The organism is Streptomyces kanasensis (genome assembly GCF_043077165.1).
GTDB classification, from domain to species: domain Bacteria; phylum Actinomycetota; class Actinomycetes; order Streptomycetales; family Streptomycetaceae; genus Streptomyces; species Streptomyces changanensis.
Genome location: NZ_JBIBSF010000001.1, coordinates 33,648 through 58,633, shown reverse-complemented (window position 1 = coordinate 58,633; position 24,986 = coordinate 33,648). Strand labels below are relative to the sequence as shown.

Annotated in this window: 12 protein-coding genes and 1 pseudogene; 8 read left to right on the top strand and 5 right to left on the bottom strand. The window is 74.2% G+C overall.

The window, feature by feature from the left end:
• Positions 1-119 precede the first annotated feature (119 nt).
• Positions 120-1,352 (top strand): serine hydrolase domain-containing protein, encoded by a 1,233-nt coding sequence (locus ACF053_RS00235; RefSeq protein ID WP_391951683.1) that lies wholly within the window; start codon positions 120-122, stop codon positions 1,350-1,352.
• Positions 1,353-1,826: 474 nt separating this feature from the next.
• Positions 1,827-2,012: pseudogene (locus tag ACF053_RS00230) on the top strand (IS5/IS1182 family transposase); the annotation flags it as partial.
• Between the two features lie 12 nt (positions 2,013-2,024).
• Here the strand turns inward: ACF053_RS00230 and ACF053_RS00225 are convergent.
• Positions 2,025-2,564, bottom strand: coding sequence for a putative immunity protein (locus ACF053_RS00225; RefSeq protein WP_391951682.1), 540 nt, complete (start codon positions 2,562-2,564; stop codon positions 2,025-2,027).
• A 404-nt stretch (positions 2,565-2,968) separates the two neighbouring features.
• Between ACF053_RS00225 and ACF053_RS00220 the strand changes: the two genes are divergently transcribed.
• Positions 2,969-4,579: an RICIN domain-containing protein gene (locus tag ACF053_RS00220; protein ID WP_391951681.1), complete on the top strand. Its 1,611-nt coding sequence runs from the start codon at positions 2,969-2,971 to the stop codon at positions 4,577-4,579.
• A 694-nt stretch (positions 4,580-5,273) separates the two neighbouring features.
• Here the strand turns inward: ACF053_RS00220 and ACF053_RS00215 are convergent.
• On the bottom strand, positions 5,274-6,548 hold the full coding sequence (locus tag ACF053_RS00215; RefSeq protein ID WP_391951680.1) for a helix-turn-helix domain-containing protein: 1,275 nt from the start codon (positions 6,546-6,548) through the stop codon (positions 5,274-5,276).
• Positions 6,549-7,218: 670 nt separating this feature from the next.
• On the opposite strand from ACF053_RS00215, the gene ACF053_RS00210 reads away from it, so the two are divergent.
• A complete protein-coding gene (locus ACF053_RS00210; RefSeq protein WP_391951679.1) occupies positions 7,219-7,905 on the top strand; it encodes a PAS domain-containing protein in 687 nt (228 codons plus the stop codon).
• Positions 7,906-7,981: 76 nt separating this feature from the next.
• On the opposite strand, the gene ACF053_RS00205 is transcribed toward ACF053_RS00210, so the two are convergent.
• On the bottom strand, positions 7,982-8,500 hold the full coding sequence (locus ACF053_RS00205; protein ID WP_391951678.1) for an RNA polymerase sigma factor: 519 nt from the start codon (positions 8,498-8,500) through the stop codon (positions 7,982-7,984).
• 46 nt (positions 8,501-8,546) lie between these two features.
• A complete protein-coding gene (locus ACF053_RS00200) occupies positions 8,547-9,857 on the bottom strand; it encodes a phthiocerol/phthiodiolone dimycocerosyl transferase family protein (RefSeq protein ID WP_391951677.1) in 1,311 nt (436 codons plus the stop codon).
• 485 nt (positions 9,858-10,342) lie between these two features.
• On the opposite strand from ACF053_RS00200, the gene ACF053_RS00195 reads away from it, so the two are divergent.
• From ACF053_RS00195 to ACF053_RS00180, 4 genes are read left to right on the top strand one after another with little or no spacing between them, the layout of a single operon-like run.
• Positions 10,343-18,961, top strand: a complete 8,619-nt coding sequence (locus tag ACF053_RS00195) for an amino acid adenylation domain-containing protein (protein WP_391951676.1) — start codon at positions 10,343-10,345, stop codon at positions 18,959-18,961.
• A complete protein-coding gene (locus tag ACF053_RS00190) occupies positions 18,954-22,958 on the top strand; it encodes a type I polyketide synthase (RefSeq protein ID WP_391951675.1) in 4,005 nt (1,334 codons plus the stop codon). Before ACF053_RS00195 ends, ACF053_RS00190 begins: the two co-directional genes overlap by 8 nt.
• Complete coding sequence (gene ccrA, locus ACF053_RS00185) at positions 22,955-24,184, top strand: crotonyl-CoA carboxylase/reductase (protein WP_391951674.1); 1,230 nt, start codon at positions 22,955-22,957, stop codon at positions 24,182-24,184. The genes ACF053_RS00190 and ccrA overlap by 4 nt, the downstream gene beginning before the upstream one ends.
• Positions 24,184-24,546: an Rv0909 family putative TA system antitoxin gene (locus ACF053_RS00180; RefSeq protein WP_391951673.1), complete on the top strand. Its 363-nt coding sequence runs from the start codon at positions 24,184-24,186 to the stop codon at positions 24,544-24,546. The genes ccrA and ACF053_RS00180 overlap by 1 nt, the downstream gene beginning before the upstream one ends.
• Here ACF053_RS00180 and ACF053_RS00175 read toward each other — a convergent pair.
• The gene (locus tag ACF053_RS00175; protein WP_391951672.1) at positions 24,513-24,884 is read right to left on the bottom strand and encodes a 4'-phosphopantetheinyl transferase superfamily protein; all 372 of its coding nucleotides are present in this window, start codon (positions 24,882-24,884) and stop codon (positions 24,513-24,515) included. The two genes, ACF053_RS00180 and ACF053_RS00175, sit on opposite strands and share 34 nt — an antisense overlap.
• Positions 24,885-24,986 lie beyond the last annotated feature (102 nt).

Genomic DNA, 24,986 nt, shown 5'->3' with positions numbered 1-24,986 from the left:
ACAGCGCCCAGTGATCGCCCCTCCCAAACCCCGACGGCACGCCCCATGCGTGTGCCGGTCTTCCGACGAGTCGAGAACGAGGAAGTCACGTGCCCCTGTCATCACGCCGACGTCTGGCCATGAGTGCCACCCTGATCGCCGCCCTCGCCGGCGGTCTCGCCCCCACCACCGCGGCCTTCGCGGCTCCGGCAGCCCCCACGGCCACTGCCCGCCCCACCATCCCCGCCACCCCCGCCCCCGACATGGACGGCGTCACGGCGGCCTTGAACGCCGCCATGGCCAACGGCGCTCCGGGTGCGATGGCCCGCTTCACTGGTCCCGACGGGGTCCGGACGCGCACTGCCGGCGTCCGCGACCGCGTCTCCGGCGAGGCCATGGACACCCGGGCACGCTTCCGCATCGGCAGCGTCAGCAAGACCTTCTCCAGTGTCGTGCTGCTCCAACTGGTCGACGAGGGACGGCTGGAGCTCGACGCGCCGGTCAACCGCTACCTTCCCGGACTGCTGCCCGACGATCGCATCACGGTCCGCCACCTGCTCACCCACCGCAGCGGCCTGGCCGACTACACCGACGCCATGTTCGCCCAGACCGTGCCCGGCTTCGAAGCCGTGCGCAACCGCGTCTTCACCTACCAGGAGCTGGTCGACCTCTCGCTGGCCCAGCCCCGCACCACCGAGCCCGGTGTGGCCTACAAGTACTCCAACGCCAACTTCGTCGTCGTCGGCATGCTCATCGAGAAGACCACGGGGACCTCGATCGCCCAGCAGTACGAGCGGCGCATCATCGCGCCGCTGAGGCTGCGCCACACCTCCTACGTCCACCCGGAGACCCGGATCAGCGGGACGCACGTCCGTGGCTACCTCCACCCCGACGAGGCGGGGGCACCCCTCGTCGACTCCACGGAGCAGACCGCTTCCTGGGCCCAGTCGGCCGGCGCGGTCATCTCCGACCCGGCCGACCTGAACACCTTCACGACCGCGTTGATGCGGGGCAGGCTGCTCTCGCCCCGGATGCTGGACGCCATGACCACCGTCACCCCGACGGATGCCACCCAGACACGTTTCTACGGCCTCGGGCTGCGCCGCTACGACCTGTCCTGTGGCACCCAGGTGTACGGGCACACCGGCACTGTGCAGGGCTTCTACACGTACGCCTTCGCCACCCGCGACGGCCGGCGCGCTCTCTCCGCCATGGCGAACACCTCGAACCGGGGCGCGGCGAACACGGCGCTCGGCGGGACGCTGGAGGCGGCCTTCTGCGGGAAGAAGACCGCGCCCGCGGGGTCCTCGACCAAGGCGCCGCGTACCCTCTCCACCCTGCCGGCGGAGGCCGATCTGCGCGAGCGCCGCTGAGGCCGGCCGCGGCCTCGGACGGAGGCCGCGGCCGACGAAGGCAGGGCCGACGACGCGCATCGTGCACCACCAGGGACGCAGGCCACCGACTCGCCCCGATGTCGGCCCCGAGCGCATCCCCGGACAGCGGTGCGCACGGACACCGCGAACTCAGACTGCGGACCACCCGGTGTCCGCGGTGGCCGGACGAAGGCCGGGTGACGGTCCGGTCGGCACGAGGACCCGGCAGCCGGACCCGGAACGACTGCGGCCGACCTCCCTGGTGGGAGGCCGGCCGCAGCCGTCGGTGCGGGTCGGCTGCGGCACGGCAGTCGACCCGCGGGCTCATGACGCCCGCCGACCTTCGGCAGTGACCGGGCCGGCCTCCTCGGCTTGGTCGAAGACACGGCGGCGCCGGCCGGTCAAACTCCGTGCGGAGCAGGCGTACTTCTCCGCCGAACACCTCGGCCGGCCGCGCGAGTGCCGCTCGTCGCGCGCATCGCACGGCCGGGCATCGAGTGCGGCGAACGCCTCGGTCGACACCGCTGGAAGATCGAGCGGTCGTTCGCCCGGCTCTTCGGCTACCGCCGCCTGACCATCCGATACGAACGAAAGGGCCCGCGCCTCCTCGGTCTGGCCGCTGCCCTGACCTGCTACAAGAACCTCGCGACACTCGCCACGCGAGACACCCTCTCAGCGGGGCACGCGCAGGGATGTGTCCAGGATGGTCATGAGCTGTGCAGCACGGCTCTTGCCGACCGGCGCGGGAGGGTACCTCTTGAGAACATCGATGAGGACGGGTGTGGCGCGTCGCCGAGCCTCCTCGATCAGCCGGAGACCGACGGCGGGATCACCGTCCGCGTGCAATTCCCCCACACGTGCCGCGGCGGCAGCGGCTCGCAGGATGTGACCCACCTGGGTGGCCTTCGCGATCGGATGGAGGTAAGCCGCAGAGGCGGCATCGCCGGCAGCGCGCGCAGCGAGCCGTTCGGCTTCAGTGGCCGCTTCCTTCGCCGCCCGGTGGGCATCCAAGGAGGTGAGGCGCTGGAGCTTGGTCCTTCTCGCGCCGTTCGCGAACTCCCGTGCGGCGTCAACGGCTGCACGAGGTCGGGAATCGCCGGGGTTGGCGACCTCGAACACAGGAAGGACCTCCTCAGCGCTCTCCGCAACATAGCGTGCGACAACGCGCAGCTCGTCCATGGTCAGCTCGAAGTCCCCGGATACGGTCGTCACGGTTTCGATTCTCCCATCGAGCGACCACCTGCAGTCTCGGACGGTGGCCCAGGGAACGACCTTGCCGAACCGGGTCGTTGACGACCGGGCTGCCGGGCTGCCGGGCTGCCGGGGTGCCGGGCTGCCGGGCTGCCGGGGGAACGGTCCTCCGCTCCACGCCCGAGCCGCCCCATGGGGGTGTCGGTCACGGCTGGTGGCACAGTCTCCACCCCGCCGTGTCGTACACGACGAACATCGGGTAATGCGATGCCTCTTGCAGAGTCATGCGCAAGCCGGTTTTGGTCCATTCTCATCAGAAGTTAACAAGGTCACATCGACATTGGAATAGACCATTCCGTCGCAGCCTCCCCCTACGCTCACGGATCACATCAGGAAACCCACAAGAAGCTCATCCGAAAGGTGCCATGAAACCCCACTTCACGCGTGCTGCACGGCTCTTGGCGGCCCCCCTCCTCGCCCTCGCCGTCATCGCCCCGGCTCTCGCCCTCGGTGCCACTCCTGCAGCCGCCGCGACCGACGCGTATACCTTCACCAACAAGAGCGGCACCCTCAACGCGACGGGCAACAACGACGGGAACCAGATCTCCGTCACCCCCGACGGCACCAATTACACGAACTGGCGCCTCATCAAGCTCAGTGCCCCCGGCACCTTCAACATCGCCAGTACGTCCTCCGGGAAGTGCATCTACGCCTCCCAGCCCGCCACCCAGCAGTCCTGCGGCAAGGACGGGGAGCAGTGGCACTTCCGCCCCGTCGACGGCAAGCCCAACACGTTCGGGATCGTCCGCCGCGACGAATCCAGCGGCACCGAGTACTGCATGGACAACCGGGGCGGCCTCCACCTGTGGGGGATCCTCGCCCAGCCCAACGCCTGCAACGGCAGCGCGAGCCAGGAATGGACGGTTCCGGAGTCGAAGTCCGCCGAAGCGAAAAGCCTCGCCCTCGACTACTACGCAGACCTGTGTTCCAGGAAGACGTCGACCTGTTCGTGGACCGAGAAGTCCGAGGGACACCCTGAACTCCTGCCCCGGCAGATCGCCTCGTCCGTCTGGTACAACGACACCGACAGCACGATGAAGCAGATCTTCACGACGATTTACCACTCCGGCTGGGCCCAGTCATATTCGGCCGGTGTCTCCACCTCTGTCGGAGTCTCGGCGCCGGTCCAGGCCATGATTTCCAGCCAGCTGGCCACGACGCAGACCTACACCTCGGACGAGACGACGATCAACGGCATCGCCGTGGACGTCCCTTCGAAGAACTATGCCTGGGTCGACTTCGCGGCTGTCGGCAAGAAGGTGACGGGCACCTGGACCTTCGATACCGACAATCAGCCGTGGACCACCGACGCGACCGTCACGGTCCCCGTCGTCAACTCGACGGCCGGCTCCACGATGTACATCGCCCGTACCAGCGCCGGCACGCCGGGCAGCGACACCAGCAACACCGACACGGACGTCAAGCCGCAGGTGCTGGCCACGACCGAGAGCGCTGAACTCGACGTTCCCGACGGCGCGACCGCGACCGTCGAGGACGACACGGTCAAGCTGACCGACGCCTCCGGCAAGAACATCGCCACCGTCCGGCCCGGCATCGTCCGGGAGCCGAACGGAGCCACGCACAAGGTCAGCCTCACCCTCGACGGCAGGAAGCTGACCCAGACGATCGAGGGCGTCACCGGGGACACGGTCACCGGCATCGTGACACCGCCCACCATCTCGGTACGCGACGGCGCCGCGGCTGCCGCCCTGGCGAAGACCGCCGGCAAGCCGAACACGGCTCAGATGTCTCCGATGGGCCTCTTCGACAAGCCCAAGACCGAAGACGAGTGGAACAAGTGCATGCTCAAGCACCTGGGCAGCAGCATCTACGTCGGCACGGTCGTGGGAACGGCGACCGGCGCCATGGCCGGAGGTGCTGGCGCCGTACCGGGACTCGCCATCGGCATGATGACGGGCACGGTCAAGGGTCTCGGCCAGGCGATTCTCCTCTGCGGCACGGGCCCCAAGAAGTAGTCCTCGCATTCCCGGGCCCCCTCCAGCGCCGGACCGGGGAGGGGCCCGCTCTTCTGGCGGCAAGGGCGAGGCGCGTTGCCGTCAGTGGACCGGCCGACCGGAGCCCACGACGGCAAGCTGATGACTCATGGCGTGCCTTCCTCTCCCTCGCGGGTCGTCGGCCGGGACCTGGGACGACCGGTCCTCGTGGCGGATTCGACCGTCGCCCCGGCAGCGGCAGCGGCCGCGGCACGTACGACGACGGCGGCCGCCGCGAAGAAGACGGTGCCGCGCTCGATGAGGACCGGGCGGCCGAGCCCGATGGGCCCCTGGGACGGCAGCCGATCCGGAAGCGGCCCCGGAAGCCGAAGTCGAAGGCGGCGAGGAGGCGCAGCTGCGCGGGCGGCAGCGGCGGCTCCGGGACGCCGGACGCCACCGCCTTGTCGCGACGCGCGTGCTCTCTCCCGGGTGCGGCACTCAGGCGCCCGGCTGTGGTGACGACGCCGGGCACCGTCCACCGAGTGGAACGCACGGTGTTCTGCGTCCAGTGGCGATGCACGGCATGGAGCGGAGCACCGAGGGGGCACCCACCCGGTGGGATCCACGGAGTGGACGCCGCCCCCGCGCACCGGATGACGGTGGGCTCCCCTCTGGCGCGCACCGCGATGTCCGTCACCGCAACCGGTGCGCACGCCCGGCGATGGCCGGCGCCCGCCTAGGGTCCCTCGTCGCCTCCCGGGGCCGGAGCGGTTCCGCTCCCGCGCCGTCCCGGGGAATTGGCGTCGGCCAGGGTCATGGCCAACGCCTGCCGGATGTGGGCCGCCAGGTCGAGATTGCCGGACTCCGTCGCCTGCGCGCCGAGCCGTCGCAGTGCGGCGGTGCCCTCGTCGGCGCGACCCGCCAGGATCATCAGTCGGCCCTCGAGGGCCGACAGCCGTACTCGGTCGCGGTGGGCAAGGCGCAGGTCCTGCGTGGAGAGAAGGGCCCGGGTGAGCGCGCGGGCGTCGTCCAGCCGACCCTGGTGGAAGGCGAGATGGGCCTGGAGCGCCCCCAGTTCCTGGAGCTGGGGAGGGGTGCCGACCAGGTCGAGGACGGAGGCGGCCTCGGCCAGCCACCGCTCGGCGGGGGCCACGAGGGGCGGCGACATCTGCAGCGCGGCGGTGGCGGCGGCCCGCAGCCTGGTCCACGGGGGCAGGTCGTCCTGACCCCGGAGGAGGCCCAGGGCCCGGTCCAGCCGGGCCCGGGCGGCGGGGTCGTCGCCCTGACGGCTGCTCACCACGGCGGCCGTCCACAGTGCCTCGGCCGCCTGCGCGGGCGCGGCCCGGGGCAGCAGATCCCGCTCCATCTCCTCGACGTGCCGGCCGGCCGCCTCCAGCCTCCCGAGTTCCGTCTCGACGCTGATCAGCGCCATCAGTGCGGCCAGTGTGTCGGAGACGGACAGTTCCGAGGCCCGGGCGATGGACAGGGCCTCGACCGCCGCGGGCTCCGCCGTCCGCAGGTCGCCCAGGGCACGCGTGCAGCGGGCGTACGCCACGAGTGAGCGGGCCCGAAGGTCCGGCGCCGCCAACAGGGAGCTCAGCGCCAGGAGTTCGCGCAGCCGCGTGCGCTCTCCTTCGTAGTCGCCGTCGCGGCCGGCGGCGCGGCTCAGCAGCCACAGGGCCTGCCAGCGAGCGGCGGGATCCTCACCCGTGTCCTCCTCGACCGCGCGGCTGAGTGCCGCCGTGTCGTCCGTGCCGGGCGGCGCCGACGTCACGGCGGCCAGCACCCCGGTCAGGGACCTGCCGTCCGCCGGGGCGGTCAGGGCGGACGTGTCGACGCCGAGCCGGCCGGCGAGATAGGACACGGCGCGCTCGGTGGGGCGCCGTTCCCCCGACTCCAGGCGTGACAGGTAGCCGGTCGACATGCCTTCGCCGACAAGGCCGGCCTGGCTCAGGCCCCGTGCCAGCCGGAGCCTCTTCAGTCGACGGCCGAAATGCGGCTGCTCGAGCATCTCCCCCCCTGGTTCCGTGGCGCGATCGGCGGGGGGCCGCAGCAGCCCCCCGCCCCTGTGCGGGCCTGCCCGCCCGGGCGCGTGGAGTCGTCAACACTTTATGGAGCACGGCAGGAGGCGACAACCCGTCAAGTGCATGTCAACCGCCCTTTCCAGAGGGAGAGGTCCGGCGTCGCCGGAATGTTTGCACCGAGGGCTCCCGATGCCTGAAAAAGGCCCGGTCGCAGAAGAGTTGACAGGTCGCCGGGGGTGCTTGGCAAAGCCTTGCCAGAGGCGTTGCCGCCCCGTAGTCTCGAAAGCGTCGTTCACCCCCCGTTGCGATCCCCTCTTCGTCCCGTGGAGGTTTTCGTGCTGTCCAGCTTCCGTCCGGGTCCGCGCCCGGCCACCGGGATCGAGTGGCCCATGACAACGTTATCCCCGGTGTTGCCCCCGTTCCGTTTCCGGCCGCCTCGGCGTCACTTCCTCTTCCCACCCTGATCCCTCCCGGGAGTCCGGCGCCCGCCGCCGGCCCGCCCGGGACGACGCGGATACCCGGCCCCCGCCACCGACGAGGTGGCACCCGCCGCCACCGGGCGCTCACCCACACCCAGGCACGGCGCATCGGTTTCCGCTCCGCGTTCGTTCACCCTTCCCAGCCTCCCCCACGCGCAGGAAGAAAGACGGTACGTCCGTGGCGACCACGAGTTTCCCCGACGCCTCGCCCCGCAAGAACAAAGCCGCCACCCCGGCTCCTCCCGCCCGTCCCGGACCCGCCGGGAGCGGCGCGCCCCGCCGTGCCGCGTCGGCGGGCGCCTGCACCGCCCACGCCTCACCGGGGGACCTGGTCGTCACGGCCGCGGAACCCGAATTCGCCCGACAATTCGGCCTGAGCGCCGACGACATATGTGGGCACGGCCTTATCGACCTTCTCCGTTCACCCGTTCCCGGCCGGCTCCGGGAACAGTTCACCGCCCTTTCCGCGGGGCGTCGTCGGCGCTTCACGGAAAGCGTGACGGGCCGGGACGGATCCGGCGGGGAATTCCTCGCGGAAGTCACCGGGGTCGCCGTACGGAATCCCTCGGGCGCCTTGGTCGGCGTGGTGGTATTCCTGCGCCGCACCTCGGACGGGGGGCCTGGCGGGCCGGTGCTCAGCGCCCTCGACGCGCAGGTGCTGGAAGGGGTCGCGTGTGGCGAGTCCACGGTGCAGCTGGCCTCCCGTCTCTACCTGAGCCGTCAGGGCATCGAGTACCGAGTCGGGCAGATGCTGCGGAGGTTCGACGCGCCCAACCGTCCCGCGCTGGTGGCGCGTGCGCACGCTCTCGGGATGTTCGCCGTCGGGCAGTGGCCCCCGCGCGTCCTCCCGGAGCGCGTGCGGTAGCCCGCAACCGGCACCCGGAGCCCGGGCGCCGGCGGTGGCGGTGACACGTACACCGCCACCGCCGCCGCCATGCGTCTCACGCCGCCGAGGGCTGCCATGCCTCCTGGAAGCGGCGGCGGGCGCGGAAGAGACGGGAGCGGACGGTGCCCACGGGCAGGGCGAGCACCTCGGCCATCTCCTCCTCGTTGAGCCCGTAGGCCCGCAGGGCGAGGACCTGCCGGTGCGCCTGGGACAGACGCTCCAGCACATCGGTGATGTGCACCGCGTCCATGGGGTTCTCCTCCTGCCACGCCTCCAGCTCGGAGCAGCTGTGCTCCTCGCCGTGGCGCTTGGCGGTGCGGACGGCCTCGCGGACCGTCACCGAGCGCACCCAGCCGTAGAAGGCCGCGGGTTCGCGCAGCGAGCGCAGGCCGCGGTAGATGGCGAGCAGCGCCTCCTGCGTGGCGTCGGCACCGTCGTCGTGGGTGATGGACCGGCAGATGCGGGCGACGTAGGGGGTGATGTGGGTCAGCAGGTGGTTCATCGCGTGCTCGTCGCCCGCCTGGGCTCGGCGGAGCAGCGTCAGAGGTGAGGGGAGTTCGCTGACGGTGGACATGTCGGGCTGAGGCTCCTTACGACAGCCGTGCGGGCGGGGGAGGTGTTCAGGCCGTGGCCGCGTCGGCGGACCGGGGTTCCGCCGCCGTCGCGAAGCGGAGGAGGCCGGCGCGCACGTCGTCGCGGAACGCCCGCATGAAGGTCGGGCTGAAGCAGGCCGTGGAGTGCGGGAACTCGATGGAGAGCCGACCCTCGAAGGAGACGACGCACGCCATGACGGGGCTGCGTCCGGCCTGCGGGAAATACTGCTCGCGGGCCGGCACCAGACGCACGTCGACCGCGCGCAGCCCGTCCGGCAGCCGCGGGCCGGGGACCACGCCCATGTTGGTGGCGATCACCGTGGCCAGTTGCAGCGCGGGGGTGCGGGGGATGTCCGGGGTGATGCGCATCTCGTGGAAGTGGTCGCCCCGGGCGAGGAAGTCACCGAGGCGACCGTGGACGGTACGGGCCAGCTCCAGCGGCTCGGAGTCCTCGGCCACGTCCAGGGTCTGCAGGTGCGTGGTGACCGCGGGGACCAGGGCGGCGGTGGGCACCGGCGGCGAGAGCCGGGAGCGCAGGTCGACGGGGGAGAGGCAGCCGAGGGTGCGGGGGCCGTCGCCGTGCAGGCGCCGCCGGGCCGTGGCCAGCAGGGTCGCGGCGATCAACGCGTGCACGGAGAGGCCCGCGTCGCGCGCCGTCCGGCGCAGCCGCGCGGTGAGGTCCGCGTCCAGGGCCAGCCGGCGCACCTCGATGCGCCCCTCCGGGCCGGTCCCGTCGCCGGTCCCGTCACCGGTGGCGGCGTCGTACGGCACGAGCTCGACCGGGTGCCGCCGTACCTCCTCCAGGCGGCCGTCGAGGTACTTCGCCGTGTCGGCCTCGTCGGCCGGGGGCAGCAGCCGGCTGACGGGCTCGGGCCAGCGCGGCCCGGACGTCTCGGCGGCGGGTTCCCCGTCGACCAGTGCCCGGTAGCGGTCCCACAGCGCGTTGTGCAGGGCGATGCTGCTGTGGCCGTCCGTGACGGTGTGGTCGATCACCAGGACGAACAGGTGGCTCTCACCGTCCGGCGCGCTGACCAGGACGGCCCGGCTCAGCGGGCCCCCGACCGGCAGGGGCGCGTTCAGCTCCGCCGCGTAGGCCTCCTCCTCGTCGCCGGACCGGGTGCTCAGGCGGGGCCGTTCGTCCTCGTCCAGGAGGCGCAGGACGTGGCCCGGGCCGTCCTGTTCGATGCGTGACCGCAGCCCCGGGTGGGCCTCCGTCATGGCGTCGTAGGCGGCCGACAGCGCGGCGACGTCCACGGGTCCGCGCAGGGCGCAGGAGAGCACGGCCCTGCTTCTCTGGCCCACGTAGAGCGTCTCGACCGGACACAGCGCACGGTGCATGCCGTCAGCCTTCTTTCCGTCGTTCGTTTCGGGGGGTCCCACGGCCCGGGATCGGTATGCCGCCGCGGCTGTCCGCGGGGGGCGGGGGCCTTCCGAGAGTGCACGGCGGAACGCGGCCGAATCCAGCGCGGAACCCGGCGTGAGGGGAAGTCGCGTGATTTCCCTAGAAGTCGGCGGCCGGGACGCCAGGACGGCGCCGCGCACTCCCCGGCGCAGCGTTCTTCAGGGAAAACCCTGAATCGGCGTCCCGGGAGCCGGGCGCCGCTTGACCGGCACCGTCGCGGTGGCCCACCGTGCTGTGCCGGAAGACCGGGGCCGGGCGACGTGAACGCCCCCGCCCCCGGCGTGCGACCCCCCCTTCCCCCGTGGGCCGGCCCGGCGCGTACCGACACGTGAGGGCGGCACGGAGCGGTGGCCGCACCCGTCCGATCCCGCCGGGCCTTCGCCGTCCGGGACATTACGGCTTGTCACGTGAGGGTTGTGCTATGTCACTCCAGGAGGACGAACGTCGACCGCTGTCCGGGGCCCAGGAGGGTCTCTGGTACGCCGGACGGCTCACATCGGACAGCGCCGCGTACAACACGGCGGAGGCGGTGGAGGTCCACGGCCCCCTCGACACCGGCCTGTTCGAGACCGCGCTGCGGCGCGTCGTCGGCGAGGCCGACACCTTCGCCCTGCGGTTCGCCGACACCGACGAAGGGCCCCGCTGCCACCCCGCCGCGGACGCCGACGACTGGCCCCTGCACCGGGTGGACGTCAGCGGCGCCGAGGACCCCGAGGCCGCCGCGTGGGCGCACGTCCGTGCCGACCTCGCGACGCCCGTGGACCCGGAGAAGGGCCCGCTGTTCGCGCACACCCTGCTGACCCTCGCCCCCGACCGCTTCCTCTGGCTGCTGAGGGCCCATCACCTCCTGCTCGACGGCTACAGCTACAAGCTCCTCGGGCGGCGCCTGGCCGACACGTACAACGCGCTGGCCGAGGGGCGCGAGCCGGACCCCGCCGGGTTCGCGCCGGTGGGCCGGCTCCACGAGGAGGAGACGGCCTACCGCGCCGCCGACGCGTACGCCCGTGACCGCGACCACTGGGCGCGGCACCTGGCCGGCCTGCCCGAACCCGCCCGGCTCACCTCCCGTACGGCCGCCCCGACCGCGCCCTTCCTGCGCCGCACCGCCGAGCTGACGCCCGCGGAGACCGGCGCCCTCGACGCGGCCGCGGCCCGGCTCGGCGTCCGGCGCACCGACCTGCTGACCACCGCCACCGCCGCCTACCTGCACCGGATGACCGGCGCCCGCGACCTGGTGCTCGGCCTCGCCACCATGAGCCGTCTCGGCAGCGCCGCCCTGCGCACCCCCGGCACCGCCTCCGACGTCCTCCCGCTGCGCGTGGCCGCCGACCCGGGCACGCCCCTCGCGGAGCTGGCGGGCACCGTCGCGGACGAACTGCAGGAGCTGCGCCGCCACCAGCGGTACCGGGGCGAGTACCTCCGCCGCGACCTGGGCCTGCTGGGCACCGGACGCCGACTGTACGGGCCGGTGCTCAACATCGTCCCGTTCGACGAGTCCCCCGTCTTCGGCGGGCACCCCACCACCTGGCACCACCTGTCCGGCGGCGCCGTCGACGACCTGCAGATCTCGGTTCGGCCAGGCACCCCCTCCGGCGGGCTGTGGCTGGCCCTCGACGCCAACCCGGCCCTGTACGAGGAGGACGAACTCGCCCTGCACCGGGACCGCTTCCTCACGCTGCTGCGCCGGCTGGCCGAGGCCGACCCGACGACTCCGCTGGGCGACCTGGACCTCCTGCTGCCGGGCGAGCACCCCCGCGACACCCCCGTACGCACGTATCCGGTGCAGCGGACCCTCGCCGAGCTGTTCGAGGAGCAGGCGGCGGCCGGGCCCGAGCGGACCGCCGTCACCTGCGGGTCCGAACGGCTCACGTACGCCGCGCTCAACGCCGATGCCAACCGCCTGGCCCGCTTGCTGACCGATCACGGTGCCGGTCCCGGCCGGGTGGTGGCCCTCGCCCTGGAGCGCGGGACGCGGCTGCTGCCCGCCCTGCTGGCCGTCCTCAAGACCGGCGCCGCCTACCTGCCTCTGGACCCCGGCCACCCGGCCGAACGGCTGCGGCTGGTCGTCGAGGACGCCGCCCCCGTCGTCCTCGTCACCGAGCACGCCCACGCCCACCTCGCCGGGGACGCGCTGCCCGTCGTCCGCCTGGACGACGAGCAGGTCACCGCGGACCTGGCCCGCCGGTCCGCCGCCGACCTCACCGACGCCGACCGGCACGGGCCGACGAGCCCGTCCGACATCGCGTACATCATCCACACCTCCGGCTCCACCGGCCGCCCCAAGGGCGTGCCCGTCCCGCAGTCCAACGTCGTCCGTCTCTTCGCCGCCGCGGCCGAGCACTTCGACTTCCGCGCCGACGACGTGTGGACGCTGTTCCACTCCTACGCCTTCGACTTCTCCGTCTGGGAGATCTGGGGCGCCCTGCTGCACGGCGGCCGGGTCGTCGTCGTCCCGTACGCCGTCAGCCGCTCGCCCCGGGAGTTCCTTGAGCTGCTGCACCGCGAGGGCGTGACCGTCCTCAACCAGACGCCCTCCGCGTTCGAGCAGCTCGTCGACGCCGACCTCGAACGCGGCGGCGACACCGGGGCGTTGCGGTACGTCGTCTTCGGCGGCGAGGCCCTGCGCCCGGCGCGGCTGCGCCCCTGGGCGGACCGGCACGGCCTGGACCGCCCGGCGCTGGTGAACATGTACGGCATCACCGAGACCACCGTGCACGTCACCCACCACCGCCTCACCCGGGCCGACCTGGACGACCCGCGCCGCGGCAGCGTGATCGGCACCCCCCTCGCCGACCTGCGCGTCCACCTCCTCGACGCCGGGGGACGCCCGGTGCCGCCCGGCGCGACCGGTGAGATGTACGTCTCCGGCGCCGGCGTCGCAGGCGGATACCTGGACCGGCCCGGCCTGACCGCCGAACGCTTCCTCGACGACCCCCACGGCCCGCCCGGCACCCGCATGTACCGCTCGGGCGACCTGGCCCGGCGCCGCCCCGACGGCACCCTCGACTACCTCGGCCGCGCCGACGCCCAGATCCAGCTCCGCGGCTTCCGCGTCGAACCCGGCGAGATCGAGGCCGTCCTCGCCACCCACCCCGGCGTCACCCGCGCCGCCGTCGTGGCCCGTCGCTCCGAGAACGGCGCCCTGCACCTCGTCGCCTACACCGTCCCCTCCGGTGGCGCACCGGTGAGCCCCGCCGAGCTGCGCGCCCACGCCGCCGTACACCTGCCCGAGCACATGGTCCCGTCCGCCTGCGTCCCGGTGGACGCGCTGCCCCTGACGGCCAACGGCAAGCTCGACGTCCGGGCCCTGCCCGCCCCCGACTTCACCGCCGCCGCGACCGGCACCCGGCCCGAGACGCCGCAGCAGGCCCTGGTGTGCCGGCTGTTCGAGGAGGTGCTGAAGCTGCCCCGGGAGACCGTGGGCACCGACGTGAACTTCTTCGACCTCGGCGGCGACTCCCTGCTCGCCACCCGTCTCCTGGCCCGCCTGCGGCACGAGACCGGCGCCGAGATCCCCATCACCGCCCTGTTCGGGACACCGACCCCCGCCGCCCTCGCCCGGCGGCTCGACGTACCGGCGGACGGCGCCCCGCCCCGCCCGGTCCTCGGCGCCACCCCGCGCCCGGCGCGGGTGCCGCTGTCGTACGCCCAGGAACGCATGTGGTTCCTGAACCGGCTCGACGACGGAGCGGCCACGTACAACATCCCGCTCCTCGTCCCGCTCGACGCCGATCCCGACACCGACGCGCTCCGGGCGGCCCTCGGGGACCTCGCCGACCGGCACGAGATCCTGCGGACGGTGATCGCCGAACACGACGGCGCCCCCTACCAGCGCATCCTGCCACCGGGAGAGCTGCGCCCCGCCCTGCGGCACGTCGACTGCCCCGCCGCGGAGACCGCAGCCCACGTCACCGCCGCACTGCGGTACCGCTTCGACCTCACCGCCGAGAGTCCCCTCGCCGTCTGGCTGCTGGACTCCACCCTGCTGTTCGTCCTGCACCACAGCGCCGCCGACGGCTGGTCGCTGCGCCCCTTCGCCGAGGACCTGAGCACCGCCTACGCGGCCCGCCGCGACGGCCGGGCACCCGACTGGACGCCACTGCCCGCCCAGTACGCCGACTACGCGCTGTGGCAGCGCGCCCTGCTCACCCCCGGACCGGACGGCCCGGGCCGGCTGGAGCGGCTCACCGCCCACTGGCGCACCGCACTGGACGGCCTGCCCGAGGAGTGCACCCTGCCCGGCGACCGGCCGCGCCCCACCACACCGCGCGGCGGCGGCGCGCACGTCGAGACCACCGTCGACGCCGGCCTGCACCGCGCCCTGACGCGCCTCGCCGACCGCGAGGGCGCCAGCCTCTTCATGGTGCTGCACGCCGCCGTCAGCGCCCTGCTCACCCGCTGCGGCGCCGGCGAGGACATCGTCCTCGGCACCCCCGTCGCGGGCCGCACCGAACCCGCCCTCGACCCCCTGATCGGCCTCATCACCAACACCCTGGTGCTGCGCGCCGACACCTCCGGCGACCCCGCCTTCCGGGACCTGATCGCCCGGCTGCGCACCGCCGACCTGGCCGCCCTGGACCACCAGGACCTGCCGTTCGACCGGCTGGTCGACGACCTCAACCCGCCCCGCACACCCGGCCGGCACCCCCTGTTCCAGGTGATGCTGGCCCTCCAGAACAACGAACCCGCCGTCCTCGAACTCGACGGACGGCGCGCCGAGTTGCGGCCCACCGCCACCGGCACCGCGAAGTTCGACCTCTTCGTGGACGTCCTGGAACGCCACACCCCCGAGGGCAGCCCCGACGGCCTCACCCTGCACGTCGAGTACGCCACCGACCTGTACGACTCCGACACCGCCGAGGCGTTCGCCCGCGCCCTGCACGACGTCCTGCGCACCGTGGGCGCCGAGCCCGGCACCCGCGTCGGCGAGCTGCCCGCGCTCCCCGAGCGCACCCCCGCCGCGGCCGCGACCGACCCGGCGGAACCGGAGGACGCGGCCCTGTCCGTGCCCGGCATCCGCGACGCCCGTGCTCTGCCCGGCACCGACGGCGCCCCGCCGCGCCTGTACGTGGTGCCCGGGCGGGCGGACGCCGCCGAACGCGTCGAGGAGCTCCTGGACCGCGCGGGCCACGGCACCGTCCGCGTCACGGCGGTCAACGCGCTGCCCCGCGCCGAGGACGGCACCGTCGACACCGCGGCGCTGCACGCCCTGCCCGCCGTCGACCGCACCGCGGCCGACACCTGGCGGCAGTGGCTGACACGGATCCCCGGTGTCACCACGGCCGACGTGGCGGTGGTGGACACCCCCGAGGAACTGGACCGCCGCCACACCGGCCTGCCCGACCGCACCACGGACCCGGCCCCCGCCGGCCGCACCGGGGCCGCCTCCGCCGCACCGGCCCTCAGCGAGGGCCCCGCCCTCACCGAGCCGTCCGTGCCGGGCTGGGCCGAGGCCCTGCGCCGCGCCGCCGCGATGGACCGGGGCGACATCGTCCACGTCCACGCCGACGGCAGCGAACACCGGCGCACCTACGCCTCCCTGATCCCCGAGGCGTCCCGCGTGCTCGCGGGTCTGCGCCGGGCGGGCCTGCGCCCCGGCGACCAGGTCATCCTCCAGTGCGACGCCACCGAGGACTTCCTCGCCGTGCTGTGGGGGTGCGTCCTCGGCGGCTTCGTCGCCGTCCCGCTGACCGTTCCCGCCTCCTACGACGCCCCGTCGGCGGCCCTGACCAAGCTGGAGGGCATCTGGCGGATGCTCGGCCGGCCCCGGATCGTGTGCTCCGCCGGCCGTGAGGCCGGGCTGCGCGCGGTCGCCGCCCGCCAGGACTGGCCCGGGCTGCGGCTCACCACGGCCGACGCGCTGCGCGAGGCACCCGAGGACCGCGACTGGCACCCCGCCGGACCGGACGACCTGATGCTGATGCTGATGACGTCCGGCAGCACCGGCCTGCCCAAGGCGGTGCGACTCACCCACCGCAACGTCCTGACCCGCTCCGCCGCCACCGAGCAGGTGAACGGCCTCGGCGCGGACGACGTCTCCCTCAACTGGATCCCCCTCGACCACGTCACCGGCGTGGTGATGTTCCACCTGCGGGACGTGTACCTGGGCTGCCGTCAGATCCACGCCCCCACCTCCCACGTCCTCCAGGACCCGCTGCGCTGGATGGACCTCGCCGACCGGCACCGGGTCACCGTCACCTGGGCGCCCAACTTCGCCTTCGGGCTCCTCGCCGAGCAGTCCCACCGCTTCACGGACCGCGCCTGGGACCTGTCGCCGATGCGGCTGGTGATGAACGCCGGCGAGGTCGTCGTGGCCTCGGCCGCCCGCCGGTTCCTGCACGCGCTGAAGCCGTTCGGCCTGCCGCAGGACGTGATGCACCCCGGCTGGGGCATGTCCGAGACCTGCTCCGTGGTCACCGACGCCGTCCTGCCCGCCGCACCCGTCCCCGACGAGGGGACGTTCGTGAGCTGCGGCCTGCCCTACCCCGGGTTCGCCATGCGGATCGTCGACGAGCAGGGCACGCTCCTCACCGAGGGGGAGGCCGGCCGGTTCCAGGTCCGCGGCACCTCCGTGACCGGCGGTTACCACGACAACCCCGGCGCCGACGCGGAGGCGTTCACCGAGGACGGCTGGTTCGACACCGGCGACCTGGCGTACCTGCGCGACGGCGAGCTGTACATCACCGGCCGTGCCAAGGACGTCATCATCGTCAACGGCGTCAACCACTACAGCCACGAGATCGAGGCGTGCGTCGAGGAACTGCCCCACGTCGAGCGCAGTTTCACCGCCGCCGTCGCGGTGCGCTCCGATCCGTCGTCACCCACCGACGAACTCGCGCTCTTCTTCCACCCCGCCTCGGAGGTCACCGCCGGCGTCCTGCGTGAGATCGCCGGGAAGGTGACCCGGGAGGTCGGCGTCAGCCCGGCCTTCCTCATCCCGGTCGAGCGGGAGGCGATCCCCAAGACGGAGATCGGCAAGATCCAGCGCACCAGGCTCCGCAAGAGCTTCGAGGCGGGCGCCTTCGACGACGAGGTCCGCCGGACCCAGCTCCTGCTGGGCACCGCCGCGACCGTCCCCGACTGGTTCCTGCGGCCGGTGTGGCAGCGGACGGAACGCCCCGGGGCCCGGACGACGCCGTCCGGCCGGCACACCCTCGTCCTCGCCGGCGGCGACCCCCGAGTGCGGCGGCTCGCGGAACGGCTCGCGGACGCCCTGCGGTCCGGCGGGGGCCTGTGCACGGTGGTCGGCGAGGGGACGGCGTACGCCCGGCTCGACGCCGCGCACCACCGCCTGCGGCCCGCCGAGGAAGCCGACTACGCCGAGCTGCTGCGGCGCCTTGAGGACGACCGGAGGCCGGTCGACGCCGTCCTCCACCTCGACGGGCTGCGCGGCACCGGCGCTCCGGGGACGGCGCCGCAGGACACGACCGGTGCGGAGGAACTGCTCGCGTTCGTCCGCGCCCTCGTGGCCCGGCCCGGCCGGCAGCGCCCCGTCGACCTCGTGTACGTGACGGCGGGCGCCCAGGCCGTACGGCCCGGCGACCGCCCGTCCCCGGCCCACGCCATGGCGGGGGCGCTGCTCAAGTCGCTGACCGAGGAGTTCGGCCGGCTGCGCGGCACGCACCTCGACCTCCCCCCGGACGACGGCACGGACCCGCTGGCCCTGCTGACGGCCGAGGCGACGGTCACCGCGGACGGCGCGGAGGTGGCGTACCGCGACGGACACCGGTACGTACGCCGCCTCGCCGCCCTGCCCGACACCCCGCCCCACGCCGAGCCGCCCGCCCACGACGGTTACACCCTGCTCACCGGCGGCCTGGGCGGCGTCGGCGCCGAGATCGCCGCCCACCTGCTGCGCACCCCCGGCACCCGGCTCCTGATCGTGGGCCGCACCCCGGAACCCGAGGCCCACGCCCTGCCCCGCCTGCGCGAGCTGGGCGAGGTCCGCTACGCCCGCGCCGACGTCACCGACGAACACCGGGTACGGGCCGCGGTGGAGGCCGCCGGCGAGGCGTGGGGCGTGCCCCTGGCGTCGGTGCTGCACCTGGCCGGCACGCTCGTGGAACGCCCCGTGGGCGAACTGGACGCCGCCACCTGGCGCCGGGCGCTCGCGGCGAAGACGCGCGGCGCGTGGACGCTGCACCGGATCACCGCCGACCACCCGGTCACCTCCTTCGTCACCTTCTCCTCGGTGAACGGCTGGTTCGGCGGTGCCATGAACGCCGCCTACGCCGCCGCCAACGCCTACGTGGACGCCCTCGCCCTGTACCGCCGGAGCCTCGGTCTGCCCGCGCAGTCGCTGGCGTGGAGCATGTGGCGCGAGCGCGGCATGAGCCGGGGTTACGGACTCACCGCGCTCACCGAGGCCCGCGGCTACCGGTTGCTCGACGCGCCCGCCGCGCTGCGCTCGTTCGACCTGGCCCGCACCCTGGACGAACCGCACCTGCTGATCGGCGCCGACCGCACCGCGCCCTGGGTCCGCAGCCATGTCGTCGCCCCCGTGCGCCAGACGCGGAGCCTGGCCGCCCGCGTCGGCCTGGAGGACGGCACCGACCTGGGCGCCCTGTGCCGCGCGGCGGCCGACGGCGCCCGTGCGGCCGGCCTGTCCGACGACGCGTGGACGCTGCGCTCGGCGGGCACCGGCGCACGCCCGGACGGGGCGGAGGCGGGGGAGGAGCTGCGGAGGCTGGAGAGCCGGCTCGCCCAGGTGTGGTGCGGCGTGCTGGGCCGCGACCGGGTGGGCCGGGACGAGAACTTCTTCGACCTGGGCGGCAACTCGCTGCTCCTCGTCAGCGCCCAGACCGCCGTCAACCGCGCGTTCGGCACCGACCTGTCGGTGGTCGACCTGTTCGCCCACCCCACGGTCCGGGACCTGGCCCGCCGCCTGTCGGCCGCGGGGGCCGGTGCCCCGGCGGCCGCCGAACAGCCGCCACGGCAGGAGGCCGGCGGGCTGGACCGCGCCAAGGAGCAAGCACAGCGGCAGCGCGCCGCCCGCGCGCGCCGCACCGCACGGCACGGCAAGGACCGGGGCCGTGCGTGACAGGGCGAGCGGCATGCGGCACACCACCGGGCCGGGAGACGACCGGACGCAGCCTCCGCCGCACACCACCGGGCCGTACGACGACCAGGCGCAGCCCACGCCGCACACCACCGAACCGGGAGAGGACGAGGCACAGGCCGTGCACGACACCAACACACCCCACGACGAGGAGTTCCCCGAGTTCCCCGCCGTCGCGGTCATCGGCATGGCGGCCCGCTTCCCCGGCGCCGACGACCTCGACGCCTTCTGGGAGAACCTCGCGGCCGGCCGGGAGGCGATCCGGCCCGTCACCGACGAGGAGTTCCTCGCCGCCGGCGGCGACCCGCGCGACCTGGGCGACCCCACGCTGATCCGGATGGTGTCGGCCGTCGAGGGCATCGACCGCTTCGACTCCGGCTTCTTCGGCCACAGCCCCGCCGAGGCGGCCGTCGTCGACCCGCAGCAGCGGCTGCTGCTGGAGACGGCCTACCACGCCCTGGAGGACGCCGGCTGCCTCGGCGGCGACCGTACGACCGAGGCGTTCGGCGTGTACGCGGGCGCCGGCGACAGCCGCTACTACCCGGCCCACGTCCACCCGCGCTTCGCCGGGCAGCCCGGCTCGGTGGAGCTGGTCCACGCGGCCACCGCCAACTCCCTCGGCACCCTCGCGACCCGCGTCTCCTACGAACTCGGCCTCACCGGACCGAGCGTGTCCCTCCAGACGGCCTGCTCCACCGCGCTGGTCGCCGTGCACACCGCCTGCCAGGACCTGCTGGACCACCGCTGCGACACCGCGCTCGCCGCCGCCGTCTCCCTCAACCCCTCGGCCGCACTGGGCTACCGCCACGTGCCCGACGGACCGTTCTCGCCCGACGGCCACTGCCGCGCCTTCGCCGCCGACGCCGCCGGCACCTCCTCCGGCGACGGCGTCGGGGCCGTCGTGCTCAAGCGGCTGGAGGACGCCCTCGCCGACGGCGACCGCATCCGCGCGGTCATCCGCGGCAGCGCCGTCAACAACGACGGCCGCCGCAAGGTCGGCTTCAGCGCGCCCAGCGCCGCCGGGCAGACCGAGGTGATCCTCGCCGCGCAGGCCCAGGCGGAGGTCGACGCCGACACCATCGGCCTGGTCGAGGCGCACGGCACGGCCACCAAGCTCGGCGACCCGATCGAGGTGTCCGCGCTCACCGAGGCGTTCCGGCACGGCACCCGGCGGACCGGCTTCTGCGCCCTCGGCTCGGTGAAGACCAACATCGGCCACCTCGGCGCCGCCGCGGGCATCGCCGGGCTCATCAAGGCCGTCCTGGCCCTGGAGCACCGGCAGATCCCGCCGAGCCTGCACTTCGACCGCCCCAACCCGCTCATCGACTTCGACGCGAGCCCGTTCCGCGTGCCCACCGCACTGGAGGAGTGGCCCGAGGGCGACCACCCCCGCCGGGCCGCCGTCAGCGCCTTCGGCATCGGCGGCACCAACGCCCACGTCGTCCTGGAGGAGGCCCCGACCACCGCCCCCGGCGCCCCCCGCCCGCCCGAGGACGGCCGCCGCCTGGTGCTGCCGCTGTCCGCACGCACCGCCGGCGCCCTGCGCGGCCAGGCCCGGGCACTCGCCCGGCACCTCGAACGCCGCCCCGACCTGCGCCTGGACGACGTGGCGCACTCCCTGCGCACCGACCGGCCCGCGCTGCGCCACCGCCTCACCGTCACCGCGGCCTCCCGCGACGAGGCCCTGGACGCGCTGCGCTCCGCGGCCCCCGCCACCCCGCCGCTCTCCGACGACCCGGCCCGCGTGGCGTTCCTGCTGCCGGGCGGCGGCACCCAGTACCCGGGCATGGGAGCGGAGCTGTACCGCGACCACACCGTCTACCGCGACACCGTCGACGAGTGCGCCCGCATCCTGCGGCCCGTCCTCGGTGCCGACGTGCGCACCGCCCTCTTCGAGGAGCGGCGGCCCGACGACACCGCCGCCTTCCTGGGGCTCGTGGTCACCGAGTACGCCCTGGCCCGCGCGCTCATCGAGTCGGGCGTCCGCCCCGACGCGCTGATCGGCCACTCGCTCGGCGAGTACACGGCCGCCTGCCTGGCCGGCGTCATCGACCTGGCGGACATGCTGCCCCTGGTCACCGAACGCATCCGGCTCATCAGCGCGGCCGGCGGCGCCACCATCGGCGTCGCCGCCCCGGCCGAGGGGATCCGCCCGCTGCTCGACGACGGCCTGTCCCTGGCCGCCGTCAACGGCCCCGGCGCCTGCACCGTCGCCGGACACCTCGACGCCGTCGCGCGGTTCGAGGCAGAACTGGCCCGCCGGGACGTCCCCTTCCGCCGCCTGCGCATCCCCGTCGCCGCCCACTCCCACGTCCTGGACCCGGTCCTGCCCGCCTACGAGACCCACCTGCGCCAGGTCACCCTGCGCCCGCCGCGCATCCCGTACGTCACCAACGTCACCGGCACCTGGGTCACCGACGCCCAGGCCACCTCCGTACGCCACTGGCTCCGCCACACCCGCGACACCGTGCGGTTCGCCGACGGCATCGCCGCCCTGTGGGACCGCCTGCACCCCGTCCTCGTGGAGATCGGACCGGGCGACACCCTGACCAAGCTCGCCACCGGCCGGCTCGCCGACGCGGCACCGGTGACGGTGACCACCATGCGGCACGCCAAGGCCGAGGCGTCCGACGGCTTCGTCCTCGCCGAGGCGCTGGGCCGGCTGTGGAGCGCGGGCGTGGACAGGGCCCTGCCGCCGGTGCCGGGCACGCCCCGGCGGGCCCCCCTGCCCCCGTACGCCTTCGAACGCCGGCGCCACTGGATCGACGCCCCCGGCGCCCGCACCACCCCGGACGACACTCCGGCCGCGGAGGAGACCGCCCCCGGCCTCGCCCCGCGGCCCCGGCTGACCACGGAGCACGTACCGCCCCGCACCGCACGCGAGCGGGAGGTCGCCCGGCACTGGCAGGACGTCCTCGGCATCGACGGCATCGGCCTGCACGACAACTTCTTCGACCTCGGCGGCGACTCGATGCGCGCCGTGCTGCTCGCGGGCCGGCTGCGCCAGGCCGGTGTCCTCGACATCGCGGCGGCGGCCCTGCTGGCCGCGCCCACCGTGGCCGGCGTCCTCGCCGCCGCCGACGAGCAGGACGGGAAGACACCGGGGACCGCCCCCACCGCGCTCGCACCGCTGCTGCCGCTGCGCGCCGAGGGCACCGCCACGCCCCTGTTCTGCGTCCATCCCGGCGCCGGCGTCTCCTGGCGCTACACCGGCCTGCTGCCCCACCTCGGCGGCGACCAGCCCGTCCACGGCATCCAGGCGGCCGGCCTCGACGGCACCCGGCCGCCCGCGCCGGACGCCGCCGCCATGGTCGCCCACTACCTCGACCTGGTGCGCCAGGTGCAGCCGCACGGTCCGTACCGGCTGCTGGGCTGGTCCTACGGCGGATTCGTCGCCCACGCCATGGCCTGCGCCCTCCAGCGCGACGGTGAACGCGTCGAACTCCTCGCCATGCTCGACGCCCCCCAGCCGCACGGCACCGCCCACGACCCCGACGCGGCCGAACGCCAGGTGGCGGCCCTGCTGTCGAGGGTGGCCGGTCTCCCCGTCGACGCGGGGGCAGCCGTGGAGACCGTCCTGGAACGGATCGACGCCCGCGTCTCCGCCGACCCGGCGAGCGTGCCCGTCACCCGCGCCGAGGCCGCCGCCATCGCCGCCGTCATGCGCAACAACCTGCGCATCGCACCCCAGTTCGCCCCCGGCGTCTACCACGGGGACGTGCTGTTCTTCAGCGCCGCCGAGGAGCGGCCCACGGACTTCCCGGCGGACCTGGCGGTGCTGCCCGGCAAGGCCGACAGCTGGCGGCCCTACGTCGACGGCACCCTCCACGACCACCACGTGCCCTGCGGCCACTACGAGATGACCGAACCCGAACCGATCGCCCGCATCGGCGAGGCGGTCGCCAAGGCCCTGCGCGGCCCCGGCGGCCGGACCGCCACACCCTTCCCCGTGAACACGCGTCGAGGAGAACCAGCGTGAGAGCCACCCAGGACCTCTACGAGCTCGGTGACGCGCCCGAGATCGGCACCGTCCCGACGAAGATGTACGCCTCGCTCATCCGCCGTGAGCGCTACGGACAGCCCGTCGACGCCTTCCGCACCGAGGTGGTCGACGTCCCGCCCGTGGGCCGCGGTCAGGTCCTGGTGAAGGTGATGGCCGCCGGCGTCAACTACAACAACGTCTGGGCGGCGCTGGGCTCGCCGCTCGACGTGATCGCCGCCCGGCGGAAGGCGGGCGCCACCGAGGACTTCCACATCGGCGGCTCCGACCTCTCCGGGATCGTCTGGGCGGTCGGCGAGGACGTGCGCGGGGTGCGGCTCGGCGACGAGGTCGTGGTCCTCGCCAACCGCTGGGACGAGAAGGCCGAGGACATCCGCCTCGGCGGCGACCCCACCTGGTCCACGAGCCAGCGGGTGTGGGGCTACGAGGAGAACCACGGCTCCTTCGCCCAGTTCGCCGTCGTCGACGACTACATGTGCCACCCCAAGCCCGCCCGGCTGTCCTGGGCGGAGGCCGCCTGCTACATGGCGACCGCCGCCACCGCCTACCGCCAGCTCTTCGGCTGGCCCCCGCACACCGTGCGCCCCGGCGACCCGGTGCTGATCTGGGGCGGCGCCGGCGGCCTCGGCTGCATCGCCATCCAGCTCGTGCGGCACGTCGGCGGCATCCCCGTCGCGGTCGTCTCCGGCGAGGAGCGCGGGGAGTTCTGCCTCAAGCTGGGCGCCGAGGGCTGGATCGACCGGCGGCGGTTCGACCACTGGGGGCGCCTGCCGGACACCTCCGACGACGAGGCGATGGGCCGGTGGCTGTCGGGGGCCCGCGCCTTCGGGCGGGCCTTCTGGGAGGTACTCGGCGAGCGGCGCAGCCCGCGCATCGTGCTGGAGCACTCCGGCGCCGACACCATCCCCACGTCCCTGTACCTGTGCGACAACGGTGGCATGGTCGTCCTGTGCGGCGGCACCACCGGCTACAACGGCGACGTCGACCTGCGCTTCCTGTGGATGCGGCAGAAACGCCTGCAGGGCTCGCACGTCGCCGCCACCCGCGAGGCACGGGAGGTCACCCGGCTGATCGATCGGGGCAGCATCAACCCGTGCCTGTCCCGGACCTTCGGTTTCGAGGAGATCGGCCTCGCCCACCAACTCATCCACGACAACCGCCACCCGGCGGGGAACATGGCCGTCCGGGTGGGCGACCGGGGGTGATGCCCCCCCGTTCGGACGGGTACCTGCGGCGGGTGACGACGCACACGCCCCCCGCCGGAGGTACCCCCGCGGGCCGGCCGGGCGACATGACGAACACGGCCAGGAACACGGCCGAGCAGATGGCCGAGGGCCACCCCGGCCGGGCCGACAGGGGCGTGTCGGGCGCCGCGCGCATGGTCGGCGAGCGGACCGGCGACACGTACGACGCCAAGACCGACGGGGCCAGTCGACGCGGAACGGCCGTCCCCACGGGACGGCGGCGGCACGCGGCGCTGACCCGGTACGCCGGCCCCCCCCGCCCCCGGTGCGCGGGGGCGGGGGGACCCGCTCAGCCCGGGGCGCCGGCCCGGCCGACGACGTAGCTGAACACGCCCGCCCCGACGCGCACCACCCGCACCCGCACCGCGTGTGCGGGTTCCGCGCGTGCGCAGACGCGCAGACCGTCCCCCTCGGGGCGGGCCCGCAGGTCGCGCAGGCTCCCCATCGGTCCGGCCGGGTGCTCGCCGTCCGGCCCGACGAGCGCCTTCCAGGCGGCCTCCTTCGCGGAGAACAGCTCCGTCACCGACCAGGCCGGGGCGCCCGCGTCGCCGAGCAGCGCCTCCTCGTCCGCGCGCAGCACCAGGCGGGCCGCGCCGCGCGGGAGGGGACACAGTTCCAGGTCGCAGCCGAGCGGCAGGTCCCGGCCCGGGGCGCGAGCCACGGCGACGGCGATCCCGGCACTGTGCGAGATCGACGCCGCCCGGGCCCGGCGGGAACACCGGCAGCCGCCCCGACCTGGGAATCTCCCCGCACTCCAGCCCCA

Excerpts from the sequence above, each read along its gene's own strand:
- ACF053_RS00215 (WP_391951680.1), bottom strand. The coding sequence starts at position 6,548 with ATGCTCGAGCAGCCGCATTTCGGCCGTCGACTGAAGAGGCTCCGGCTG.
- ACF053_RS00220 (WP_391951681.1), top strand. The coding sequence starts at position 2,969 with ATGAAACCCCACTTCACGCGTGCTGCACGGCTCTTGGCGGCCCCCCTC.
- ACF053_RS00180 (WP_391951673.1), top strand. The coding sequence starts at position 24,184 with ATGCCCCCCCGTTCGGACGGGTACCTGCGGCGGGTGACGACGCACACG.
- ACF053_RS00235 (WP_391951683.1), top strand. The coding sequence starts at position 120 with ATGAGTGCCACCCTGATCGCCGCCCTCGCCGGCGGTCTCGCCCCCACC.
- ACF053_RS00205 (WP_391951678.1), bottom strand. The coding sequence starts at position 8,500 with ATGTCCACCGTCAGCGAACTCCCCTCACCTCTGACGCTGCTCCGCCGA.
- ACF053_RS00200 (WP_391951677.1), bottom strand. The coding sequence starts at position 9,857 with ATGCACCGTGCGCTGTGTCCGGTCGAGACGCTCTACGTGGGCCAGAGA.
- ACF053_RS00195 (WP_391951676.1), top strand. The coding sequence starts at position 10,343 with ATGTCACTCCAGGAGGACGAACGTCGACCGCTGTCCGGGGCCCAGGAG.